This window comes from Nocardia brevicatena NBRC 12119, assembly GCF_000308495.1.
Lineage (GTDB): Bacteria > Actinomycetota > Actinomycetes > Mycobacteriales > Mycobacteriaceae > Nocardia > Nocardia brevicatena.
Window position 1 is genome coordinate 41981 of sequence record NZ_BAFU01000020.1, and the last position, 23168, is coordinate 65148.

The 23168-nt window shown below is 66.8% G+C and carries 25 protein-coding genes and 1 tRNA gene; 15 read left to right on the forward strand and 11 right to left on the reverse strand.

Features of this window, described 5'->3' with window-relative positions:
- The first annotated feature begins 185 nt into the window (after positions 1–185).
- The 13 genes from ON20_RS04415 to ON20_RS04475 all read left to right on the forward strand — a co-directional run bounded on the left by ON20_RS04415 (position 186) and on the right by ON20_RS04475 (position 14756).
- A complete protein-coding gene (locus tag ON20_RS04415; protein ID WP_040833681.1) occupies positions 186–4220 on the forward strand; it encodes a type VII secretion protein EccC in 4035 nt (1344 codons plus the stop codon).
- A complete protein-coding gene (locus tag ON20_RS04420; RefSeq protein ID WP_040833648.1) occupies positions 4217–5665 on the forward strand; it encodes a type VII secretion-associated protein in 1449 nt (482 codons plus the stop codon). Before ON20_RS04415 ends, ON20_RS04420 begins: the two co-directional genes overlap by 4 nt.
- 125 nt (positions 5666–5790) lie before the next feature.
- Positions 5791–6123 (forward strand): WXG100 family type VII secretion target, encoded by a 333-nt coding sequence (locus ON20_RS04425; RefSeq protein ID WP_040833649.1) that lies wholly within the window; start codon positions 5791–5793, stop codon positions 6121–6123.
- Positions 6124–6163: 40 nt separating this feature from the next.
- Positions 6164–6451 carry a WXG100 family type VII secretion target gene (locus tag ON20_RS04430; protein WP_051161604.1) on the forward strand — a complete coding sequence of 96 codons (288 nt, stop codon included), beginning with the start codon at positions 6164–6166 and terminating at the stop codon, positions 6449–6451.
- A 211-nt stretch (positions 6452–6662) separates the two neighbouring features.
- Positions 6663–7388, forward strand: coding sequence for a lytic transglycosylase domain-containing protein (locus ON20_RS04435; protein ID WP_083864637.1), 726 nt, complete (start codon positions 6663–6665; stop codon positions 7386–7388).
- A gap of 189 nt (positions 7389–7577) precedes the next feature.
- Positions 7578–8864: a phosphopyruvate hydratase gene (gene eno, locus ON20_RS04440; protein WP_040833650.1), complete on the forward strand. Its 1287-nt coding sequence runs from the start codon at positions 7578–7580 to the stop codon at positions 8862–8864.
- A 16-nt stretch (positions 8865–8880) separates the two neighbouring features.
- A complete protein-coding gene (locus ON20_RS04445; protein ID WP_040833651.1) occupies positions 8881–9465 on the forward strand; it encodes an FtsB family cell division protein in 585 nt (194 codons plus the stop codon).
- On the forward strand, positions 9462–9983 hold the full coding sequence (locus ON20_RS04450) for a DUF501 domain-containing protein (protein WP_040833652.1): 522 nt from the start codon (positions 9462–9464) through the stop codon (positions 9981–9983). The genes ON20_RS04445 and ON20_RS04450 overlap by 4 nt, the downstream gene beginning before the upstream one ends.
- Complete coding sequence (locus tag ON20_RS04455) at positions 9980–10936, forward strand: Ppx/GppA phosphatase family protein (RefSeq protein ID WP_040833653.1); 957 nt, start codon at positions 9980–9982, stop codon at positions 10934–10936. The genes ON20_RS04450 and ON20_RS04455 overlap by 4 nt, the downstream gene beginning before the upstream one ends.
- Before the next feature lie 165 nt (positions 10937–11101).
- The gene (locus ON20_RS04460) at positions 11102–12568 is read left to right on the forward strand and encodes a peptide MFS transporter (RefSeq protein ID WP_040833654.1); all 1467 of its coding nucleotides are present in this window, start codon (positions 11102–11104) and stop codon (positions 12566–12568) included.
- A gap of 22 nt (positions 12569–12590) precedes the next feature.
- Positions 12591–14066 (forward strand): amino acid permease, encoded by a 1476-nt coding sequence (locus tag ON20_RS04465; RefSeq protein WP_040833655.1) that lies wholly within the window; start codon positions 12591–12593, stop codon positions 14064–14066.
- A gap of 5 nt (positions 14067–14071) precedes the next feature.
- Positions 14072–14626 carry a hypothetical protein gene (locus ON20_RS04470; protein WP_040833656.1) on the forward strand — a complete coding sequence of 185 codons (555 nt, stop codon included), beginning with the start codon at positions 14072–14074 and terminating at the stop codon, positions 14624–14626.
- 56 nt (positions 14627–14682) lie between these two features.
- Positions 14683–14756: transfer RNA gene (locus tag ON20_RS04475), tRNA-Leu, on the forward strand.
- Positions 14757–14759: 3 nt separating this feature from the next.
- Here the strand turns inward: ON20_RS04475 and ON20_RS04480 are convergent.
- From ON20_RS04480 to ON20_RS04525, 11 genes are read right to left on the reverse strand one after another with little or no spacing between them, the layout of a single operon-like run.
- A complete protein-coding gene (locus ON20_RS04480; protein WP_083864631.1) occupies positions 14760–16019 on the reverse strand; it encodes a tyrosine-type recombinase/integrase in 1260 nt (419 codons plus the stop codon).
- A complete protein-coding gene (locus ON20_RS04485) occupies positions 16019–16225 on the reverse strand; it encodes a helix-turn-helix transcriptional regulator (RefSeq protein WP_040833657.1) in 207 nt (68 codons plus the stop codon). Before ON20_RS04485 ends, ON20_RS04480 begins: the two co-directional genes overlap by 1 nt.
- Positions 16226–16246: 21 nt before the next feature.
- The gene (locus ON20_RS04490) at positions 16247–17911 is read right to left on the reverse strand and encodes a replication initiator (protein WP_051161606.1); all 1665 of its coding nucleotides are present in this window, start codon (positions 17909–17911) and stop codon (positions 16247–16249) included.
- Entirely contained in the window at positions 17911–18069 is a 159-nt protein-coding gene (locus tag ON20_RS36065) for a hypothetical protein (protein ID WP_157228687.1), read from the reverse strand. Before ON20_RS36065 ends, ON20_RS04490 begins: the two co-directional genes overlap by 1 nt.
- Positions 18066–18260 carry a hypothetical protein gene (locus tag ON20_RS04495; protein WP_218002435.1) on the reverse strand — a complete coding sequence of 65 codons (195 nt, stop codon included), beginning with the start codon at positions 18258–18260 and terminating at the stop codon, positions 18066–18068. The genes ON20_RS36065 and ON20_RS04495 overlap by 4 nt, the downstream gene beginning before the upstream one ends.
- 2 nt (positions 18261–18262) lie before the next feature.
- A complete protein-coding gene (locus ON20_RS04500; protein ID WP_040833659.1) occupies positions 18263–18463 on the reverse strand; it encodes a hypothetical protein in 201 nt (66 codons plus the stop codon).
- Positions 18460–19806 (reverse strand): FtsK/SpoIIIE domain-containing protein, encoded by a 1347-nt coding sequence (locus ON20_RS04505; RefSeq protein ID WP_051161608.1) that lies wholly within the window; start codon positions 19804–19806, stop codon positions 18460–18462. Before ON20_RS04505 ends, ON20_RS04500 begins: the two co-directional genes overlap by 4 nt.
- The gene (locus ON20_RS04510) at positions 19806–20048 is read right to left on the reverse strand and encodes a hypothetical protein (protein ID WP_040833660.1); all 243 of its coding nucleotides are present in this window, start codon (positions 20046–20048) and stop codon (positions 19806–19808) included. The genes ON20_RS04505 and ON20_RS04510 overlap by 1 nt, the downstream gene beginning before the upstream one ends.
- A gap of 1 nt (position 20049) precedes the next feature.
- Positions 20050–20721, reverse strand: a complete 672-nt coding sequence (locus ON20_RS32795; RefSeq protein ID WP_051161610.1) for a DUF2637 domain-containing protein — start codon at positions 20719–20721, stop codon at positions 20050–20052.
- Positions 20721–20945, reverse strand: coding sequence for a hypothetical protein (locus ON20_RS04520; protein ID WP_040833661.1), 225 nt, complete (start codon positions 20943–20945; stop codon positions 20721–20723). Before ON20_RS04520 ends, ON20_RS32795 begins: the two co-directional genes overlap by 1 nt.
- Positions 20945–21385 (reverse strand): hypothetical protein, encoded by a 441-nt coding sequence (locus ON20_RS04525; protein ID WP_040833662.1) that lies wholly within the window; start codon positions 21383–21385, stop codon positions 20945–20947. The genes ON20_RS04520 and ON20_RS04525 overlap by 1 nt, the downstream gene beginning before the upstream one ends.
- Positions 21386–21524: 139 nt before the next feature.
- On the opposite strand from ON20_RS04525, the gene ON20_RS04530 reads away from it, so the two are divergent.
- Positions 21525–22361 carry a sigma factor-like helix-turn-helix DNA-binding protein gene (locus tag ON20_RS04530; protein ID WP_040833663.1) on the forward strand — a complete coding sequence of 279 codons (837 nt, stop codon included), beginning with the start codon at positions 21525–21527 and terminating at the stop codon, positions 22359–22361.
- Between the two features lie 4 nt (positions 22362–22365).
- Positions 22366–23160 (forward strand): protein phosphatase 2C domain-containing protein, encoded by a 795-nt coding sequence (locus tag ON20_RS04535; protein ID WP_040833664.1) that lies wholly within the window; start codon positions 22366–22368, stop codon positions 23158–23160.
- The last annotated feature ends 8 nt before the right edge of the window (positions 23161–23168 follow it).

The following is a 23168-nucleotide window of genomic DNA, read 5'->3' on the forward strand; positions in this document are numbered from 1 at the left end:
GCCGCGCGTGCGTCAAGACTCCCCCTACTGGTTCCTACCTCGTATTTCGCGCATTCGAGCGGGATGTGGAGCGCTTGCGCGGCACCGATCCGGGCAGCAGAATGCAGGTCGAACTGTACGACATGTCGGCGCCTGCCTCTACACTGAGCCGGACATTGCATTCCAATGAGGGGGATTCTCGTTCGATGAGCACAGTCCGGTTTCAGCGGCGCGCGCGCCGGGAGATTCCGCGCACTCCCGGCGGGGAGGTCACGCTCCAGCCGCCGCCCGAAATCCCCCGGGTGACTCCGGGAAACCTGCTGCTCAAGCTCATGCCGGTGGTGATGGTCATCGGCATGGTGGGGATGATGGCGCTGCTGTTCACCCAGGGCAGCGGTATCGCGTCGAACCCGATGTCGATGATGTTCCCGGTCATGATGCTGTTCTCCATGGTCGGGATGTTCGCCGGACAGGGAGGTGGCAAGGGGCAGAAGGCCGCCGAGGCCAACGAGGACCGCAAGGACTATCTGCGCTATCTCGACCAGGTCCGCAAGGATGTCGACGAAACCGCCCGGCAGCAGCGCGCCGCGGTGGAGTGGAGTCATCCGGAGCCCGGTCTCATCTGGATGCTGGCCGGGACGAGCCGCATGTGGGAGCGGCGCGCCGGCGACAAGGACTTCTGCCATGCCCGTATCGGCACCGGCGGGCAACGGCTGGCCACCCGTCTGGTGGCGCCGGAAACCGGTCCGGTCGAGGAACTGGAACCGATCGCCGCGGTGTCGTTGCGGCGTTTCGTGCGAGCGCATTCCACGGTTCCGGATCTGCCCACCGCCATCGCGGTGAAGGGTTTCGCCACCATCGCCCTCGATGGCGACCGCGCCCAGGCCCGCGACATGGTGCGGGCGATGCTGGTGCAGCTGGCCATGTTTCAGGGGCCGGACCAAGTGCTCGTCGCGGTGGTCTGCGGTCCGGATACCGTCCGCGACTGGGAATGGACCAAATGGCTGCCGCACAGCCAACACCCGGATGCCGAGGACGGGGTGGGCAGCCGGCGTATGTTCTACGGGTCCATCCGCGAGGCCATGGCCGGACTGCAGCCGCTGCTGGCCAATCGCGTCCGATACTCGCGCAATCAACCCGCCAACGCCAATCTCGTGCACATCGTCGTGGTGGTGGACGGCGGTCTGCTGGAGGCAGAGGAGGATCAGCTCCGGGAATCCGGGTACGAGGGTGTCACCATCATCGACCTGTGTGGATACGCTCCGCGCCTGGCGGTTTCACGCGGTATCAAGATGGTCGTCGAGAACGGCGAGTGCATCGGCCGCGGCGCCACGGGCAATCAGGAGCGGTTCGCGGTGATCGACCGGATCAGCCCTGAACAGGCCCAGCAGGTCGCGCGCCGGCTCGCCCCGTATCGCGCGGCGACCCAGCGCAGCAGCGATATCGAGGTCGAGGAGACCGAGACCATCTCCAGTTGGAGCCAGCTGATGGGCCTCGGCGATATCGGCTCATTCAATCCCGAGCACGCCTGGCGCCCGCGTTACGGCCGGGAACGGTTGCGGGTGCCGTTCGGTGTCGGGGCGGACGGTCTGCCGGTCGTTCTCGATATCAAGGAGGCCGCCGAGTCGGGTATGGGTCCGCACGGTTTGTGCATCGGCGCCACCGGTTCCGGCAAATCGGAATTCCTGCGCACCCTGGTACTCAGCCTGCTGGCCACCCATTCGCCCGACCAGCTGAACCTGGTCCTGGTCGACTTCAAGGGTGGCGCCACCTTCCTTGGGCTCGAGGGCGTTCCGCATGTGGCGGCCATTATCACCAACCTGGAGGAAGAGGCAGACCTCGTCGACCGTATGCGGGACGCGCTGGCCGGCGAGATGAACCGTCGCCAGGAAGTGCTGCGCCAGGCCGGCAACTTCGCCAATGTCTCCGAATACGAGAAGGCCCGCGCGGCGGGTGCCGATCTGGATCCACTGCCGGCGCTGTTCGTGGTACTCGACGAGTTCTCCGAACTGCTCACCCAGCACCCGGATTTCGCGGAACTGTTCGTGATGATCGGCCGGCTCGGCCGTTCGCTGCACGTCCACCTGCTGCTCGCCTCACAGCGGTTGGAAGAGGGCAAGCTGAAGGGTCTGGAGAGCCACCTTTCCTACCGAATCGGCCTGAAAACCTTCTCCGCCAACGAATCCCGTCAGGTACTCGGCGTTCCGGACGCCTACAATCTGCCGAACAGCCCCGGCGGCGGGTATCTGAAATCGGATTCGGGTGAGATCCAGCGGTTTCAGGCGGCGTATGTTTCGGGCCCGTATGTCGGCGGTGGCTCGCAGCGCGATATCACCGTGGCGACCCAGGCCGGTGAAATCGATATCACGGCCCGCCCGTTCTCGGCCAAACACGTCGACTTCCGTTTCGCGGATCGGATACCCCTGCCGCCGGACCCCCTCGACGAGCCGGAACCACTGACCGAGGACGGTGAGCAGGTCTCCAACCTCGGCATGCTGGTGTCGCGGATCCGTGGCCACGGCCGGCCCGCACACGAGATCTGGCTGCCACCGCTCGATTACGCCCCGTCGCTGGACCAGCTGATCCCGCGTTCGCTGCTGACCGGCGACCACTCCGCGATGGCGTCGTTGCGCGCGCCGATCGGTATCGTCGACCGTCCCTACGATCAACGGCGCGACCCGCTGGTAGTGGACCTGTCCGGTTCGCTCGGCAATGTGGCGGTGGTGGGTGGTCCGCAGTCCGGCAAGTCGACCATGCTGCGCTCGCTGATCATGGCGATGTCGTTGATCCACACCGCCGAACAGGTGCAGTTCTACTGTCTCGACTTCGGTGGCGGTACCCTGGCCGGCCTGGAGGGCCTGCCGCATGTCGGTTCGGTCGCGGGGCGGCTCGACGAGAACAAGGTCCGTCGCACGATCTCCGAGATCACCACCATCGTTCGGCAGCGCGAGGCGCGATTCCACCGGCTCGGTATCGAATCGATGGCCGATTTCCGGCGCTTGCGTGCCACCGACCCGTCGAGCAGCCCCGCCGCGGCGGGTGCGCACGAGGATCCGTTCGGCGACGTGTTCCTGGTCATCGACGGTTTCAGTTCCATCCGCCAGGATTTCGAGCCGTTGGAACAGCCGATCATGCAGCTGGCGGTGCAGGGTCTGTCCTACGGCGTGCACGTGGTCATCTCGCTGTCGCGGTGGATGGACGCGCGGCCCGCGTTGAAGGACCAGATCGGCACCAGGCTCGAACTGCGGCTCGGTGATCCGGCCGACTCCGAATTCGGCCGCAAGGTCGCGGCGCTGGTCCCGTTGGGCCGGCCCGGTCGCGGTATGACACCGGAGAACCTGCACATGCTCACCGCCTTGCCGCGAGTGGACGGCAGTTCCAACCCGGAGGATCTGAGTATCGGTGTCGCCGACGCCGTGAACCGGATCGCGGCGGCGACGCCCGGTCGGCATGCGTCCCCGGTCCGGATGCTGCCGGACCGGCTCGTCCGCGACGAGCTGCTCCGCCATATCGGCTGGCCCGCCGGAGTGGACCGCAACCAGCGGAACTCGAAGATCCCGATCGGTATCGACGAGGCGGAGCTGGCGCCGGTATACCTCGACTTCGACGAGAACCCGCACTTCCTTGTCTTCGGTGACACCGAATGCGGTAAGACCACCCTGCTGCGCAACATCATCAGCGGAATCATCGAATCCAATGAGCGCGGCCATGCCGCGATCGTGCTGGTCGATTTCCGCCGCACCCTGCTCGGCGCGGTCGACAGCGACCGGCTGGCCGCCTACGCCACCAATGCGCAGGGGCTGGCGGTCAATGTGCGCGATGTCGTCGCTCTCCTGCAGTCCCGCCTGCCCGGTTCGGATATCACGCCGCAGCAGCTACGGGACCGGTCGTGGTGGTCCGGGCCGGATCTGTACCTGGTCGTCGACGACTACGACCTGGTTGCCGGCGGTTCCGCCGGCAACCCGATCGCACCGGTCGTCGACCTGCTGGCCCAGGCCAAGGATGTCGGGTTCCATCTGATCATCTCGCGCCGCTCCGGTGGTGCGTCGCGTGCGATGTACGAGCCCGTCATCTCCCGGATGCGCGATGTCGCCACCCCGGGCCTGCTCATGAGCGGTAACCGTGAGGAAGGCGCCCTGCTCGGCAATGTCCGACCCACCGCCCTGCCGCCGGGACGCGGCACCCTGATCGGTCGCAAGGGCACCGACCTCATCCAGACCTCTTGGATTCCGACGCAGTGACAGCCGTCGTCGACCTGGCCTTGACCGACACTCACCTGTGGGCGTGGAGCGCGTATACGCACGCCGATATCCCACCCTCGGTCACCCCCGGCGGCGATGGTCGCCTGGTGGTCGGCGAACCTCTCGCACCTCCGTCGATCGCGGTGTCGGTACCGCAGCTGCTCACCGCCGACCGGATCGCCTACGAGCCGGGTATGCCGACTCCGCAGCAGGCGATGGAGGCGGTGATCGGGCATGCGCTCGCGGAACTGCGTGTGGGTGGCCCGTGTGGGCGGCTCACCCTCGTATGCCCGACCGAATGGGATACCCGCCGCTTGGCGGTGGTCGAATCCGCTGCCTGCCGATATGCCGCGCAGGTGGTGTTCGCCGAGGCTGCCGTTCGTGCGGTACTCGCCGCGCGGCGTGACCGCGATCGGCGCACCGTGGTGGTGGAATTCGGTGCCCTGGCGACCACGGCATCCACCGTGATCCCGACTCACGACGGACTCCGCGTCGAATCCTGTGAGTACGAACCGAATCTCGCCGCGGCCGAAATCGCGGCGGACGCAACGTCTCCCGCGGTTTTCCGATCCTTGCTCGAACGGCTGCTCGACGGCCGTCCATCCGAATGCGTGCTGGTCACCGGCCGAGGCGACCAGGCTTTCCTGGAGCGGATCGGCGGTATCGTCGCCGAGGTGTGCGGTGCCTCGACCGAACTGCACGCTGTGGCGGGTGCCGATCTGGCGCGCGATGTCCGCCAGGAACAGCCCTATCGGTCGGTGCTTCCGGCGGCGCGCCCCGATACCGAGTGGCTGCAGCCGATGCGTGACCGTGCCGTCGCGACCCCCTTGCCCCGCAACCGCTTTCCGCTCTACCTGGGCGTCGCCGCGGTGGTGGTGCTCGCGCTGGTGATCGCGGGCGGTCTCGTCCTGGTCCGGGGCAGAAGCGACGACACCGACGTTCACGCGGCCGCACCCGCCTCCGCGTCACCGACCGCGCCCTCCGAGCCCGTGCGGCAGCCACCCACTTCCGTTCCCGCGCAGTCGCAGACCTTCGGACACATTCGGCTGACCGTGCCCGCCGGCTGGCATGTCGCCGACCCATCCGCCGACACCGGCCACCGTCTGGACCTGGTGCCCGACAGCGGTCCTCGCGCCCGCATAACCGTCGTCCAACAGCCCGTGGCACCGGATGTCGGTTACGACCGGGTCGCCGCCACCCTGGAGACGCAGATCGCCCAGCGCCCAGCCGGTTCCGTCACCGCTCTCCGCCGTGATGTGGTCTTCGCGGGGCGTCCCGGGTTGGCCTATACCGAGCATCCGGAAGACGGGTCACTCGTCGACTGGCATGTTATTGTCGAGCACAGCACCCAGGTCAGTATCGGGTGTCAGTACCGGACAGGGGGGCAGGACTCGATCACACGTATCTGTGTAGACCTCGCAACTTCGCTGGAAGTCATCCCATGAGCAGGCGGGGCACTCTCGAAATACATGGAACCGATTCGGCCGCTGGTGCGTCCAATCATCATGTAAGGCAAGTTCGGGCCGTTTGCGGAGGCAGGGGTCCGGAACCGAACTCATAAGGAGGAGCCATGGCGGGCAACGTCATAACCGATGTAGCGGCAATGGAGACCGCTGCCAAGCATGTCGAGACAGTGAACGATTCGCTGCAGACCGAGCTCGGCAACGTCCGTAATATTGTCGCGGGCTCGCAGGGGAACTGGGAAGGCACCGCAGCTCTCGCCTTCCGCCGGATCATGGACGACTACGACCGCCAGACCCGCGCGCTGCACGATGTGCTGGCCGAGATCGCGGTCCTCATTCGCGAGAACGGCAAAGGTTATACGCAGGCCGAGCAGGCGAACCAGGACGCCATCGACGCCCTGGGCGCCTCCGCCGAACTGGGCTCGAGCCTGAAGATCTAGTCGTAGAACCCATTTCCGTTCAAAGCTCAGGAGTAATGCTATGTCGATGAAGTACTCGGAAGGCCAGCTGTTGGCGATGACCGGCGATATCCGCACCTCCAAGGGGCGGATTTCCGAAAGCCATGGGGAGTTGCTGAACTACGTCAATCAGCTGGCGTCTTCCTGGGAATCCGACGAGGCCAAGATCGCCTACGACGCCAAGCAGAACCGGTGGAACAAGGCCCATGAGGACCTGATGGACATCATGGAGCGCATCGCCAAGGTTGTCGAGGACGGTGCGATCAATATGACCACCACCGATAAGCAGAACGCGTCCCGCTGGCTCTGATCGAACAAGCCGAATTCGAGCCGTGCCCGCCGGCGATATGTCCCGAACGTGCACATAATGTTCGGGACATATCTGTTCGGTGAGAAAACAGCCTCCATGATCCGGCAGCAGATACCGGGCCGCTGCGGGGAAGGTCGTTCGCGCCTCGGAATCCGGGGCGGGCCCCGTGTTCGTCCACGGCCGTCGCGTCGCCCACCTGGATTATGGAAGAGTGTTCTCGAAGAAGGTTGCTGCCCTCATCGCAGCACTGCTCACCGCGGTCCTCGCCGGCTGTGGGCTCGATCGTGATCTGGTGCCGATCCCGGAGGGTATCCCACCCGGCCCCGGCACCCTGCTGCCGATGATCGATCTCGACGCCCCGGGCCGCTCCGCGTCGCAGTTGCGGGGGTGGGCACAGGAGCAGGCCGATGGCCTGGAGATCCCGGTGCCCGCGCTGGAGGCGTACGGATATGCGGCGGCGGTGATGGGCCGGGCGCGGCCGGATTGCGGTATCGCCTGGACGACGCTCGCCGGTATCGGCAGTGTGGAGAGCAAACACGGCCGGTATCGAGGGTCCCAGGTGGGGGATGACGGACGGGTGGATCCGCCGATTATCGGTGTGCCGCTGGACGGTTCGCCGGGGGTCGCGCGAATCGTCGACACCGACGGCGGGCGTCTCGACGGGGATTCGGTGCACGACCGGGCGGTGGGCCCGATGCAGTTCATTCCGGAAACCTGGCAGCGCTGGGGTGTGGACGCCAACGGCGACGGTGTCGCCGACCCGCACAGTATCGATGACGCCACGTTGACCGCGGCCAAATATCTGTGCGACTCCGGCGGGCAACTGACGACAGCGGAAGGGTGGAGCAAAGCGCTGTACACGTACAACCGCTCGGAGAGCTATATGAAACTGGTGCGCGACCGCGCCGCGGCATACAGCGTGGGTCGGCGCGTCTGACCCGACTCCGCTATCGGAATCCGCCACTCGCGGGTCCGCTCGAGTGGCGTGCCGGGGTGCCCCGCGCCCGGATGAACAACACATGCCCGGAGTGCCGGTTACTCGCCGGCCGGAGCGGACGATAGGCTCGCAACCGCACGGCTCGTCCCTGATCACTACCGTGCCAACAGCCGAAGGAGTGTTGTTTTCGTGGCCATCATCGAACAGGTCGGAGCTCGCGAGATCCTGGATTCGCGCGGAAACCCCACCGTCGAGGTCGAGGTCGCCCTCGATGACGGCACCCTGACCCGCGCCGCGGTGCCGTCGGGAGCGTCCACCGGCGAGCACGAGGCCGTCGAGTTGCGTGACGGCGGCGACCGCTATCTGGGCAAGGGCGTGCAGAAGGCGGTCGAAGGGGTACTCGACGAGATCGCGCCGGCCGTGATCGGCCTGGACGCCGTCGAACAGCGCACCGTCGATCAGGCGCTGCTCGACCTGGACGGCACCCCGGACAAGTCCCGGCTGGGAGCGAACGCACTGCTCGGTGTGTCGCTGGCGGTGGCCCGGGCGGCCGCCGAATCGTCCGGGCTGGAACTGTTCCGCTATCTGGGCGGTCCGAACGCGCATGTGCTGCCCGTTCCCATGATGAACATCCTCAACGGCGGCGCGCACGCCGATACCGGGGTGGATGTGCAGGAGTTCATGGTCGCCCCGATCGGCGCGCCGACCTTCAAGGAGTCGCTGCGCTGGGGCGCGGAGGTATACCACGCCCTGAAGGCGGTGCTCAAGAGCAAGGGCCTGTCCACCGGGCTCGGCGACGAGGGCGGTTTCGCCCCCGATGTGGCCGGTACCCGGGAAGCGCTGGACCTGATCGGCAACGCGATCGAGAAGACCGGTCTGAAGCCGGGCCGGGACGTCGCGCTCGCCCTGGATGTCGCCGCGACCGAGTTCTACACCGCGGAGAGCGGCTACAAATTCGAGGGCGCCGTGCGCACCGCCGCCGAGATGACGCAGTTCTACACCGAACTGCTCGCCGCTTACCCGCTGGTCTCCATCGAGGACCCGCTGTCGGAGGACGACTGGGACGGGTGGGTGGCGCTCACCGATCAGATCGGCGAGAAGATCCAGCTGGTCGGCGATGACCTGTTCGTCACCAACCCCGAACGGCTGGAAGACGGTATCGCCAAGGGTGCCGCCAATGCGCTGCTGGTGAAGGTGAACCAGATCGGCACCCTCACCGAGACACTGGACGCGGTCGAGTTGGCCCACCGCAACGGCTACAAGACCATGATGAGCCACCGGTCCGGGGAAACCGAGGACACCACCATCGCCGATCTGGCGGTGGCGGTCGGCAGCGGCCAGATCAAGACCGGCGCCCCGGCCCGCAGTGAGCGCGTCGCCAAGTACAACCAGCTGCTGCGCATCGAGGACGCCCTCGGCGATTCGGCCCGGTACGCGGGCGATGTCGCGTTCCCGCGGTTCGCCTTCGAGGTCTGAGTTCTCGAGGGCCGAGATGACCGAGCGACGTACGCGTGGTAACAGTCCCGCCGGCCGCGGGGACCGCCGTACGACGCGTGCCGCACGGTCCCGCCCGGCCGCCGATGTGCACGGCCGGGCGGACGCGGCGACCCGGCTCCGCCGCCGCATCGAGAAGAAGCGAATGTCGGGACACACCGTTCTCGGTCTGTCCACCGGCAGGGCGGTGATCCTGGCGATGGTGGTGTGCGCGCTGGCCATGACCCTGGCCGTGCCGATGCGCACCTACCTCACCCAGCGCGCCGAGGCCGCCCAGTTGGCGCAGGAGCGGCGTGAGCTGGAAGACGGTCTGGCCGGCCTGCGGGCCCGCCGCGACCAGCAACGGGACCCCGCCTATATCCGGTCCGAGGCCCGTGACCGGCTGCGGCTGGTGATGCCCGGCGAGACTCCCTACATCGTGCAGGTGCCGGGTATCGAGGCCCCCGCCCCGCCGGACCCGTCAACCCGCCCCCGGGTGCCGGACCCCTGGTACACGGACCTGTGGCGCAGTATCGCCGAACCCCGGCCCGGTGCCGAACCGCAGGCCGACGACCCCGCCCCGCATCCGAAAGGACCCAGGTGATCGAACCCGACGACCGGGATCTGCAGATCGTCGCCGAACAATTGGGCCGCGCCCCGCGCGGGGTGCTCGCCATCGCCTACCGCACCCCCGACGGTGTCCCGGCCGTGGTGAAGACCGCGCCGCGACTTCCGGACGGCACCCCGTTCCCCACGCTCTACTACCTCACCGATCCCCGGCTGACCGCCGAGGCCAGTCGGCTGGAGTCGGCGGGCATGATGAGGGAGATGACCGAACGGTTGGGTCGGGACGCGGATCTGGCCGCTGCCTATCGCGCCGCGCACGAAAGTTATCTGGCCGAACGGGACGCCATCGAATCACTGGGCACCGATTTCTCCGGCGGTGGTATGCCGGAACGAGTGAAATGCCTGCATGTGCTGATGGCGCACGCGCTGGCGAAGGGGCCGGGTGTGAACCCGCTCGGCGACGAAGCGGTGGCGCTGGCCGCCGAACACGGGTTGCGCGGTACCGCCATTCCCGCGGACTGGCCGGTATTCGAGCGTATGGAAGGGGAGTCGTGAACGATCGGGTGGCCGCGGTCGACTGCGGTACGAATTCGATCCGTCTGCTCATCGCCGATATCGGCGCGGACGGCCGACTGCGCGATGTGCACCGGGAGATGCGTATCGTCCGGTTGGGGCAGGGGGTCGACGCGACCGGTCGGCTGGTGCCGGAGGCGATCGAACGCACGCGGGCGGCGCTGGCCGACTACGTCGCGCTCATGCGCGCACACGAGGTGAAACGGGTGCGGATGGTGGCGACCTCGGCCACTCGGGATGCCGCGAACCGGGACGATTTCTTCACCATGGCCCGCGCCGAGTTGGGCACGGTGGTGCCGGGCGCGGACGCGGAGGTCATCACCGGCGATGAGGAGGCGCGGCTGTCGTTCGCGGGCGCGGTGGGGGAGTTGCCCGCCGAATCGGGGCCGTTTCTGGTAGTGGACCTCGGTGGTGGGTCCACCGAACTCGTCGTCGGGGACGCTTCCGGTGTGGCGGCGGCGTTCTCGGCCGATATCGGATGCGTCCGGATCACCGAACGTTGCCTGCCCGGTAATCCGCCGGACGCCGAGCAGATCGCCGCTGCCCGCGCTTTCGCGACCGAACGGCTCGCGGAGGCATTCACCCATGTACCGGTCGATCGGACCCATACCTGGGTCGGTGTCGCGGGCACCATGACCACGTTGGCCGCGGTCGCGCTCGGGCTGCCCGAATACGATTCGAGCAGGACCCATTTGAGCCGCTTCCCACTGGACGAGGTGCACCGGGTATGCGACCGGATCGTCGGTCTGGACCACGATCAGCGAGCGGCGATCCGCACCATCCATCCCGGGCGGGTGGATGTGATCGGCGGCGGCGCGGTCATCACCGAGGTGCTGGCCGACGAGCTGGCCCGCCGGGCCGGGATCCGGGAGCTGGTGGTGAGCGAGCACGACATTCTGGACGGGATCGCGCTGTCCATTGCCGACTCCCACTGAGACGTCCCGGGCCACGTGGTGCGCCTGCCCGAGCGGCGGCCTTGTCCGCCCGGTCACCGTCGATCTCGCATGAGCAGCCGCCATGCACGCTATTAGCGGACGTATGTTCCGGTTGATTTCGGTATGGACGCCCCATTACCCCCTCGAACGTGCGAAGGTCGGAGGATGCCCGACGCAGTAACAACCGGTCCGCCTGCTTCGAGGCGGACCTTTTTCGGTCATCCCATCGGGTTGACGAATCTGTTCGGCGTCGAACTGTGGGAGCGTTTCTCTTTCTACGGGATGCTCACCATCCTCGGCTACTACCTGTACTACTCGACGTCCCGCGGCGGTCTCGGACTGTCGCAGGACACCGCGCTCGGCCTGGTCGGCGCCTACGGCGGGCTGGTCTATCTGTGTACCGTGCTCGGCGGCTGGGTGGCCGACCGGCTGCTCGGAATGGAACGCACCGTCTTCTACGGCGGTATGGTGGTGATGGCCGGACATCTCGCACTGGCCATCCTGCCAGGGTCGGCCGGTGTAGGGGTGGGGTTGGTCCTGGTGGCCGTCGGCAGTGGCGGGCTGAAAGCGAACGCCTCCTCTTTGCTCGGCACGCTTTACCGGCATGGCGATCCGCGGGTCGACGGTGGTTTCACGCTGTTCTACCTGGGCATCAACCTCGGCGCCCTGATCGGTCCGCTACTGACCGGGCTGTTGCAGCGGAACTGGGGATTCCATGCCGGGTTCGCCGCCGCCGCCGTCGGGATGGCCTTGGGGCTCGCGCAGTACGCGGCGTTCCGCGGCAATCTGGGTTCGGCGGGCAAGCAGATACCGAACCCCCTGTCGCGGGCGTCCGCTACGCCGCTTCTCGCGGGAGTGGTGGGTGTCGCGGTGGTTGTCGCCCTCGTGTGGGGTACCGGGCTGATCACCCTGGACAACCTGCCCACCGTCACCACCGTGCTCATCGCCGGCGCCGCCGGTGTCTACTTCGTCGTCCTGCTCACCCACATCCGGGTGACTCGCCTCGAACGCAGCCGCGTCTGGGCCTTCCTGCCGTTGTTCATCGCCAATGTGATGTTCTGGATGCTGTTCCAGCAGATCTTCACCGTGCTCGCGGTGTACTCCGACGAGCGGATCAACTGGTCCGTCTTCGGTTGGGCGGCACCCGCGAACTGGATCGGCTCGGTGGAGCCGGTATGGGTCGTGGTGCTTTCACCGCTGTTCGCACTGCTGTGGACCAGGCTCGGCGATCGGGCGCCGAGCACCCCGCACAAGTTCGCGCTCGGTGTGGTGGGGATGGGTGTCGCCTTCTGGCTGTTCGTGCCCTTGGCCGGAACCGAGGGCCGCGCCGTGCCCGCCCTGCTGGTGCTGTTCGTCATGGCCGTGTTCGCCGTCTCGGAGCTGCTGCTGTCGCCCATTGGACTCGCGGTCACCACCCAGTTGGCTCCGGAGCTGTTCCGCGCCCAGATGATGGCGCTGTATTTTCTCTCGGTCGCCATGGGTACCGCTCTGTCGGGAATGGTGGCCCGCTATTACAGCGCCGACCACGAGTTCGCTTATTTCGGTATTACCGGTACGGTTGCCGTTTTTGCGGGTATGGTGGTCGTCGTCCTGTCACCATGGATAACCCGACAGATGGCGGGCGTGCGTTAAGGCCCGTCGAAAGGAGAACGCCGTGGCGATCCAGAACCACCGCGGTTCGCTGTTCCGAACCAAATCGATCGAACAGTCGATCCGTGACACCGATGATCCGGACGCGAAACTGCGCAAGGATCTCACCGCCTGGGACCTCACCGTTTTCGGGGTCGCGGTCGTCATCGGCGCCGGTATCTTCACCCTCACCGCGCGCACGGCCGGTAATGTCGCGGGACCGTCGGTATCGCTGGCGTTCGTCTTCGCGGCCATCGCCTGCGGGCTGACCGCCCTGTGCTACGCCGAGTTCGCCTCCACCGTCCCGGTCGCGGGCAGCGCCTACACCTTCTCCTACGCCACCTTCGGCGAGCTGGCGGCCTGGATCATCGGCTGGGATCTCATCCTGGAATTCGCCCTCGCCGCCTCGGTGGTGGCCAAGGGCTGGTCACAGTATCTGGGCGAGCTGATGGGTTCGTCCCCGGTCTGGCACTTCGGGTCGACCAAGTTCGACTGGGGTTCGGTGCTGCTGATCGCCGTGCTCACGGTGGTGCTGGCCACCGGAACCAAGGTGTCGTCGCGGGTGTCGGCGGTCGTGGTCGCCATCAAGCTCGCGGTGATCCTGCTGGTGATCCTCGCGGGCCTGCGCTACTTCGACGCCGCGAACCTGACCCCGTTCATCCCCGAATCGCGGCCGAGCGATATGGGAGAGGGGCTGCGGCAGTCGCTGTTCTCCTTCGTCACCGGCGCCGGTAACAGCACTTTCGGCTGGTACGGCCTGCTCGCGGCCGCCAGCCTGCTGTTCTTCTCCTTCATCGGCTTCGACGTGGTGGCCACCGCCGCGGAGGAGACCAAGAACCCGCAGCGCGATATGCCGCGCGGCATCATCGGCTCGCTGATCATCGTCACCGTGCTGTATGTGGTGGTCTCGCTGGTGCTCGCCGCGATGGTGCCCTACACCGACCTCGCCGGGGAGAACGCCACCTTGGCCACCGCCTTCGCCCAACACGGCGCGACCTGGGCCAAGAACATCATCTCCGTCGGCGCGCTCGCCGGTCTCACCACCGTGGTCATGGTGCTGCTGCTCGGCCAGACCCGGGTACTGTTCGCGATGTCCCGAGACGGGCTGGTGCCGCGGGCGCTCGCCCGCACCGGGCAGCGGGGCACGCCGGTGCGGGTCACCGTGCTGATCGGTGTGGCGTGCGCGATCATGGGCGGTTTCGTCGAGTTCGGGACGTTGGCGGAGATGGTGAACATCGGCACGCTGTTCGCCTTTGTCCTGGTCGCCCTCGGCGTGCTGATCCTGCGCCGCACCCGCCCCGAGCTGGAGCGCGGTTTCCGGGTTCCGTTCGTGCCGGTGCTGCCGATTCTGGCGGTTCTGGCCTGCTTGTGGCTGATGGTGAACCTCTCGGTTGAGACCTGGCTGCGTTTCGTTGTCTGGATGGCGCTCGGTTTGGTGATCTACTTCGGATACGGCCGCCGGCATTCGCTGGTCGGTAAGACATCGTCCGAACAGGGGTGAACGCGATGGGCAAACCTTGGCGGTGGTTTCGGCGGCAGCGAGCCCGGCAACCGGAGCGATCGGTACCGGCCGAAACCACCGGTACCGAGCTGGTGGTGCGGTGGATCGACGCGGTGACCACCGCGCTCGCCACCGCCCGGCCCGGCTCGGCCGAGGTGACCCCCGCCAGGATTTGCGATGGTATGTTCACCGCGGCCAGTGTCACCGCGGTGCTGATCGAGAAGGGTGCCGATCGTAACGAGTACCGGGTCGCCCACAACCGGTGTATGGCGGCGGCGGTCGAGTTCATGAAAGTGCTCGGCGAGGACACCCTCCGCCGCCACCGCATCCACGCCGCTCAGCCCGTCGGATGGGAGGATGAGGACGAGGAACTGGACGAACCGCTCGTCGTGTACCGACTAGGCCTACTCGGCGAGGCCTTACAACTGGCCTTGTGCGCCGTGACCACCGACCGGGGGCTGTCCGAAGATATCCGCGAGAGCGCGGAGGAGTCCGGGCTGCTCGCTGCCGATGTCCTGGTCGAGGCGTGCGAGGCCGTGCGGACAGATCCCACAGTGTGACTCTTTCCTCGAGTATTCCGGTACAAACGTACGAGTCGGTAGTGTGTGATCCGCAAGCCCCTATAGCCCAATTGGCAGAGGCAGCGGACTTAAAATCCGCCCAGTGTGGGTTCGAATCCCACTGGGGGCACTGCTATGCAGCAGGTAGATCGCTACTTCCGGTACCGGAACCGGTGTCGGACGCCTGGTCGGTCCGCAGAGAGTCCGCAGCAGCCAGCGCCCCACGATGCATCGCGTCGGCCACAGGGGCGAGATCATCGTCGAACAGATGGCCGTACAGATCGAGAGTGAGCGTCGCCGTCTTGTGGCCGAGCATCTTCTGAACGACCTTGATATTCGCCCCGGAACTGATAGCCAGCGACGCCGCGGTATGACGAAGCCCATGCGGCACCACGCCATCCAAACCGGCCGCCTCCGCTGCCTGGTCGAAGACCCAGCGGAACTCACCCAACGGCAGATGGCCACCGTTCCGGCTCTCGAACACCAGCGCCTGTTGGTCCCGCTCCTCGATGATCTGGGTCAATTGGTCAACCAGAAACCGAGGGACGGGAACCGACCGCGATGTGTGGTTCTTCGTGTCGGTCTCCACGATGCCCTGTCCGGCGACATACGTTGCCGAACGTGCAATGGTGATTCGCTGGCGTTTCAGATCGATATCGCTGACACGCAGGGCGATTGCCTCACCGAACCGGATGCCGGTGTACGCCAACACGAAAACCAGGGTTCGGAACCGACCGGCCGCCATAGCCAGCCGCAGGACCTCCACGTGCGTGAGAAACCGCTTCTCGGCGGAGGACTTCTGCGGTAGGTCGATCTCCTCAGCCGGGTTCACCGCAAGCCGCTTGGCCTTGATGGCGAACCGCAACACCTGATCAAGGACCTGGTACGCCTGGATAACCCGAGACGCCGACAGCCCCTTGCCCTTGAACCGGAAGCCCCCGGACTCCGACAGCCGCACCACCCACGCCTGCACATCCTCGAACTCGATATCGCGCAGTGGCTTCTTGCCCCACTCCGGTAGAACGAGCGTATCCAACAAGGACCGGTAGCCGGCCACCGTTTTCGGTTTGCGGAACTTCTTGGTCGCATACCACTTCTCCGCCACGACCTCGAACAGCACCCCGCTACGGTCGGGGTCCACCCACGTGCCGGTCACGACCTTCGTCGTCACATCACCGTCGAGGAACCGCTGAGCAGCCGCCTTGGTGTCGAACGAGCGCGCCCGTTCCACCCCGTTCGGGTCGACGTAGCGAGCCCGCCACCGCTTCCCCTTGCCGCACCGAGGCGATTTGATCTTCTTCCGGGTCTTCTCGCCCGTCACCGGGTCGACCACCGTCACGGTCGGATACCAGCGATCCTCCACACCCGACCGCGGATTACGCCGAGTCGTCATCAGGCAGCCTCACCCGTGCCGGTCAACTTCTCCTGTTCAGCGATCCACGCCAGGACCACCGACTTACGCCACACCCGCCGACGCGGCCCCAGCTTGAAGCTCGCCGGACCCCGCCCGACGTGCGCCCACCACCGCCAGGTGGCCTCCGGAATCCCCGTCAGCGCCTCGCAGTCCTTGGCCCGCAAATAGGTCTCTTCCTCGCTCATCACTGTCTCCCTCCCGTGGTGCTATGCCGCTTCCGGAATTGCCGAACTTTCCTGCCCGCCCGGCGGCCCGGCCGCCGCCAGTAGTGCCCTGGTGTATTCCGCCCGCCAGGCCGAGCGTCGGGCGATGGTCGCCAAGATCAGATGGTCACGCGGCAGCGCGTTCGGGTCGCCCGGTTGAACCGGGGTGATCTGTAGGTGGGAGCGGTCCGGCTTCTCGATGCCGAAGCGGGCCAGCAGTTGCCGAACAAACTCCGCCCGATCGGCGTTGTGATCGGCCAGGGTCTTGCCCGACCACAGATCCGACTTGAGCACCCGCCGCCCCGGCAGCCCGAGGGTGTCGCGGCGGTGGGCTTTGCCCTTGCAGCGGCCGGGTACCGTCTTGTCGGTGGCGCCGACCGGGACGATGCCGTAGCGCAACCACACCGGGCAGCGTTTGGAGCACGGCACCCGCTGCAACTCACTGTGGAGCCGGTCGTAGTGGTCGGCCGCCCGCGGCGTCTTCGCTTCCAGGACCTCACCGATGGACTTGGTCAGGTACTTGGTCATGTACCCGATGTGCCGGTTGACCTCCTCGGTGCCGCCGAGGATGCCCTTGGAATCGACCTGCACCCCGAACCGCGCCACATGCGCCGGCTCCCAGTTGTCCACCCCGGCCAGGATGTCCAATGCGTCGTCGAACCCGGTCAACGGCCGGCCACTGGTGGGGTCGACGAACGTGGCCGCCCGGTGGTCCCACACCGGCATGTGCTCACCGGAGTACACCTCGTTCTCCGGGTCGAAGCGCGGCCACCAGGCCTGGAAGTAGGTGGCCTCGGTCACCTGGCGGATGACCTTGTGACCGATCGCGCCCCGAATCGCCAAATGCAGGTGGGGCGCCCCGCGTTTCTGCGGTTCGACCGTGCCCCAGTACTGCACGTTGTAGCCGACCACCCGGCGCAGGTTCTGAAACCACCGATCCACCAGGTTGGAGAAGAACACGATGTCCCGCGCCGCACGCCGATAGTCGTAGGTGTCGAAGTCGACCGGGGACCCATCCGAGCGCACCGGCCCATAGGAGTCCAGGGTCAAGGTCACGAACATCGAGGGCCGATACTTACCGGCGAACTGGCGGCCGATGGTGTGCTTGGACACCTTGAGCCGGGGCAGGTTCGGCACGTCCTGACGCCGCCGCGTCGAGCGCACCCGCCGCTGTTTCACGGGTGGCTCCAACGGGGGCAGCCGTTTACGCAGGCCCAGGGCGCGGAGTTCGGCGTCGATACCGGTGATGGTCTCGGCGAAGAACTCGGCCAGTTCGGTGTCGTCGTCGGCCTTGGCCGCCCGGTAGCCGTCGCACACATCCGCCCGCTGTGCCAACAGTTCTTGCTGCCGCTGGCTCGGTGCGGTCTTCTCGGTGGCCGGGTCGGTGTCCAGGTGCCAGCCCTCGCGGCATTGGGTGATCCGCAGATACCGGTTGCGTTGCGCGCAGGCCGGGCACACCGAGGCCATGGTGGACTTGCACGGGGCGCCGACGTATTCCACGGTGAAGGTCTTGGGGTCGTAGACGCGCATCGGGATCGGTCGCCGGCACACCTTTTCCTGGTCGGCCACCGCTTCGGCGATATCCCGGAAATCCGGCAGAGCGCGACGCTGGGCCGCGGTCTGCCGGACCTTCGGGGACTCCTCGAGGTGGGGAGCCACGGTCTGCATCAGGTTTCCTCGCTGGTGACAGAGTCGAACAGGGACAGCTGCCCCGGACACGGGGCGTATCGGTCGGTGCGGGAGCGGTGGGGACGGCCCCGCTTGGTGGTGGGCTTGTCGGTGGCTTCGATCACTAGCCGCACCTGCTCGGGCTGGGTGTCGCTCATGCCGCCCACCCCGAGCCGTCGTCGCGGTAGGCCGCGTAGTCCCAATCCGGGGTGGAACCGGTTTCGACGTAGAGGTGCACCGCCACCGACACCGGATCCAGACCGGAGCGTTCCAGGTGGCAGCGTCGCCGGGCGGTCAGGTCCACGACATCAGCAGTAGTGGTGTCGGTGGGAATCTGCTTGCGGGGCATGGTCATTTCTCCGTTCCGAGTGAGGGGGTGATTTCGGCGTAGATGCGCACATCGGTGGTGCTGTAGCGGCTCGGATACATCGCCGAGGCCGACACCTCAGCGCCCGAGTGAGCCAACTGGACCAGCACCGCGGCCACCGAGTCGGGCGGACCGACCAGGCGCACCCGCACCGGGGGCCGTGGGGTATCGGGGGAGGTGCTCATGCCACCCGCCCCCGCTGCTCGCCGTCGCCCAGGTCGTCCGGGTCGAACCTGGTGTAGTCGTCCTGCGGGGACAGGTCCGGCTGTGCCGGGGCATAGGCGTCGACGATGGCGTCGGCCGCGTCATCGCAGACCCAGAACGCCCGCACCCGAACGAATCCGCTGGTGCCGTCCTCACCGACGTAGCCGACACCCGGTGTGTGGGTGCTGATCGTGTCGCAGCGGGCACCCCGGTCCCGGGCACCGTCGCCGTGGATCATCCGGACCTGGGTGGGTTCGTCCAGGCGCAGCCCGATGCGGGTGGGGAACAGTTGCCGGTTCGGCGCCGTCTCCTTGCTGGGATCTTGCAGGGCGACGATGACGCTGTAGCCGACCGCGCGGCCCTGGGTCAGGATCAACCCCAACAACCGCAACCCTTCGGCCATCTGCTCGCGGGTGGCGAACGCCGACAGCGCCGCGTACTCGTCGATGACGATCAGCTTCAAGGGTTCGTCGAGGGAGGGCACGAACTTGCGGATACCGGCGGCGCGGAACCGGGACGCCCGCTCCTGCATCTGCGCCTCGGCGGTGGTTAGCATGCTGACGATGCCCTCGGCGGTCCACTGGAAATCGGTCCACAACCGGTCCTGACCGCGTCCGAACTCCATCCCGCCCTTGGGGTCGGCCATCAGCACATCCACCAACCCGGCCTTGATGGCAGGCCCGAGCCCGGCGATGATCGACCACAACACGCTGCCTTTGCCCGAATCGGTCGCTCCCGCGATCAGGATGTGCCGATACAGCACCTGTAGGCGCCACTGGTCGAAGTCCTCGGTCACTCCCACCGGAACCGCTTCCAGGTCCACCCCCACCGAGGCGGCGGTGATCCGGGCGGGCAGCTGCGGCACGATCACCGTCACGGGTTCCCCCACCGGGATCGGGGTGGCAAGGGTATCGAAGGTGCGCAGATGCAGGCGCACGAACCCCGGTGCCGGGGCGGTCACCTGCACCTCGGGCACGGCCAGGTAGGCGGCCAGGGCCTCGCGGACCGCGTCGGTGTTCCAGTCCCGCAGCGACTGGCCGCCCAACATCTGCACCTCCACCGTCATCCCCGAAGAGGTGTAGGCCGCCGCCGTGATATTCGGCCAGCCCCGCTCCGGAGAACCCAGCCCCAGCGCCGGCCACATCAGGGCCAGCTGCGCCGGGTCGGTCACGATGAACACCGCCGGTCGCAACTCCGGCGGAGCCAGCGCCGCATGGTCTTCCGGTGTCGGGACGGTGGGACCGGCTCCGGCCTTGCGCCACTGCCACAGAAACCACCCGGTAGTGGCGATCCCGCCCATGGTCATCAGGTCACCGAGCAGCATCACACCACCCCCTTGCCCTCGGGCTTGCCGAGCTCGCAGAACAGGCGGCACCCCTGCGCATCAGCAGGCGGGACCGGAGGCCGGTCGCACAGCATCACGCACTTGCCCGGTGCGGGTTTGGGGTCGTCGCAGAACATCACGCACCCCGACGCATTCGGGGCGGCCACCGCGTCGGCGGCGGGGACGAGGGCCAGCAGCGGAACCACCACCGCACCGGCCAGGACGGAACGAACAGACAACATGTCAGGCACCCCCGATCGCGAGCGGCAGCATCGGCTGTGCCACCGGTCGCGGACGAACAGGAACAGGAATCGGACGGATAGGTCGGACCGGAGCTACCACCGCCGCAGCCACGGCGGGAGCAGGAGTGGTCACCGGTTCGGGGTCGGAGACGGGCTCTGGGTCGACGGCCGCCGACTCCTCCAGCGGGACCGGACCGGGTTCCGTCGCGGACTCCGCGGCATCCTCGGTCACGGGTTCGCCGATGGGTTTGCGTTGGGCGGCGCGGAACAGCATCACCACCCCATGCGTGTCCACCAACAACGCGACCGGAGCAATCGCCGCGATCACCGCCGCCACCCAGTTCGGCAACGGAGCCCCATTGGTGAAGGCATGCAGGCTGTTACCGGCCACCGACACCACCGCCCCGACCCCCAGCACCCAGGAGAACCAGCGGCGCTCTTTGGCGTGGCCGGACAGCACCATCACCGACACGGTGGCCTGGAGGATGGTGCCGTCCACGATCACCGGGAACAGCCACGAATGCTCGCGGGCGATGCCGGCCAACTCGGCCAGGTCCCGCAGCGTCTCGTACGACAGGACGAAGGCGGCCACGCCTACGCCGACGATGATCACCACCGCCGCCATGGCCGCACCCCGCATCAACCAGCGCGCACGCTCACCCGTCGAGGCCATCACGCCGCCCTCCCCGTTATCGCCGGAGCGGTCCGGGGGAAACGGGCCAGCGCCTCACCCAGGTCCACGCGCAACGCAACCGCCTGGTCGTAGGGCAGGTGGAACGACACGTTCGTCCCGACCCGCACCACCACGATGTCCTCACCGGCCTCGGACCGGTGATGGGTCGCGCTCACCGGGCCGAAATGCGAGTAGAAGCCGTACACCCCGGTGTAGTCGCCCATCACGCCGCCGCCTTGCCGGTGGTGGCCTTCGGGGTGTTGACATCGCCCTTGATCCCGGTCGCGCGGAATGTGTAGCCGAGGTACTTGAACTCGCCCTGACCCATCACCCTCGGTTCGGCGGTCAGACCCTCCAACTCGATGAACCACATGTCCTCGGTGATCTGCTGACCGGCCGGGACCGGCTGATACTCCGACAGGAACGTGATCTCGAACGAGGCCCGCTTGGCCTTGTCCTCGTGCGGGTCGGTCACCGTGGCCGTCCACATCGGCAGCTTCGTGCCCTCACCCGTCTTCGGGTCGATGTCGAACTTCTGTTCCTGCACCGCGTTACGGTCCGGGTTGTACTTGATCGCCGGACCGACCGGACCCATCAACAGCAGCCCCTTCGGGAACGCCTGCTTGAAATCGACGGGGAACCGGAAACCCTTGCTGATCGCCATGTCACTTCTCCTGCGGATAGCTCGATTGGTTTACCCCCTCTAAACTCAAGGAATGAGAGAGACTCGAGCTGGTTTAGGGGGGATAAACCCAGGCTACGCCTCCACTGTGACCGAGTCAATACCCTCTAAACTCGAGGACGTGGCGATTGCTGATGACTTCGATCAGGTCCGGACCGACCCGGACCCCATCCGACGTGGTCGCCGGGCATCGGAGCTGATGACCGTCTACCAGCAGCGCGCCACAGAGCTCGCCCGCCTACGAAAAGCCGCTATCGAAGAAGCCCACCGCGACCGCGGAATGAGCTACACCGAGATAGCCGAACACCTCGGGCTCACCAAGGGGCGTATCAGCCAGATCCGCTCCAGCGCCCCCAAGCCCGAACGCGCCTTCTTCGGAGTAGGCCCCGTCTCGGTAGGGATTCCCAGGCGATTCGGGTTCGAAGAGGGACGAGAGCGCGCGTTCTTCGACACCGCGGACCAAGCCGCCCAAAAGGCCATCGAGGCAACACTAGAGCAACTGTCCTTGGCCTTCGATGAGTTCGCGGTCGATCCCGATACCACCGAGGTGCCCGACGGGGACGTGGTCGTCATCTGCGGCCCGAAGTCGGCGCCCGTCGCTCGTGCGCTCCTGGACGACGATCCCGTCCTGGACTTCGAGCGCACCGACGAAGGATGGTGGATCACAGACGCTCGCACCGGCGAACGCCATCGGTCCCCCTACCGTCACGACCCCACCACTCTGACGGATATCGGCTACTTCTCCCGCCGCGTAGAGGGGGGCCGGGTCGTCGTCCATATCGCCGGCATCACCAGCGTGGGCTCGGCCGGGGTCGCGCATTGGTTCGCGCGAAACCTCGCCGGCCTCTTCGACCCCTCGGTCGACTTCGTCAATGGCGTGGTGTCATGCGATTTCGATCGGGATTTCGCAGTCACCGACAGCCGCATCCTCGTCGGCCCGTACCGAGGCGAAGGCTGAACACATGGAAGTCGCCACCGCGCAACTGGATGCACGATCGGGCGATGACCGCGTGCTCACCACCCGTAATTCGGTCATCGTGCTCGATGGCGCGTCATCGTTCGCTCCTGACATGCCGACCGCAGGAACGTTCGTCGACACACTGGGACAGGAGCTCCGCGCCCAGTGCGAGACCGGAACGGAAGATTTGACCGCAGCGTTGTCGCGCGCCATCGAGACCACCTCCAGTCGTCTCGGCTTACAACCCGGCGCGGCACCCTCGAGCACCGTGTCAATCGTGCGCGTCGGCCACACCGCTATCGACGTCCTTGCCCTGGGAGATTCCCCGATCATTGTGGGCAGAACAGACGGCACATTCGAAACGATCCATGATGACCGTCTCGATCGACTCGACTTGCCCGAAGCCACACGCTACCGGGAGCGTCTCCGAGCAGGCAGCGGCTACGACGACGAACACCGCGCCATTCTCGGCGAGCTTCAGCACCAGGAGCGAAAACGCCGGAACCGCGACGGCGGATACTGGATCGCCGAGGCCGACCATGCTGCCGCCCAGCACTCGATCACGGCCCGATACGCCCGCGATGACGTGGCATGGGTGATCCTGGCAACCGACGGAGCCGCGGAACCGCTTGCACCGTTAGGTATCTCCTGGTCCGATGTCGCCCAGTTGGACGCCAGCGGACTTGCCGAACTATTGGTCCGCTGCGAGCACTGGGAAGCCCAGACTGACCCAGCCGGACGACAACAACCGCGCGCGAAACGACACGACGACAAGACCGTTGCCGTCGTACGGCTGTAGTTCTGTCC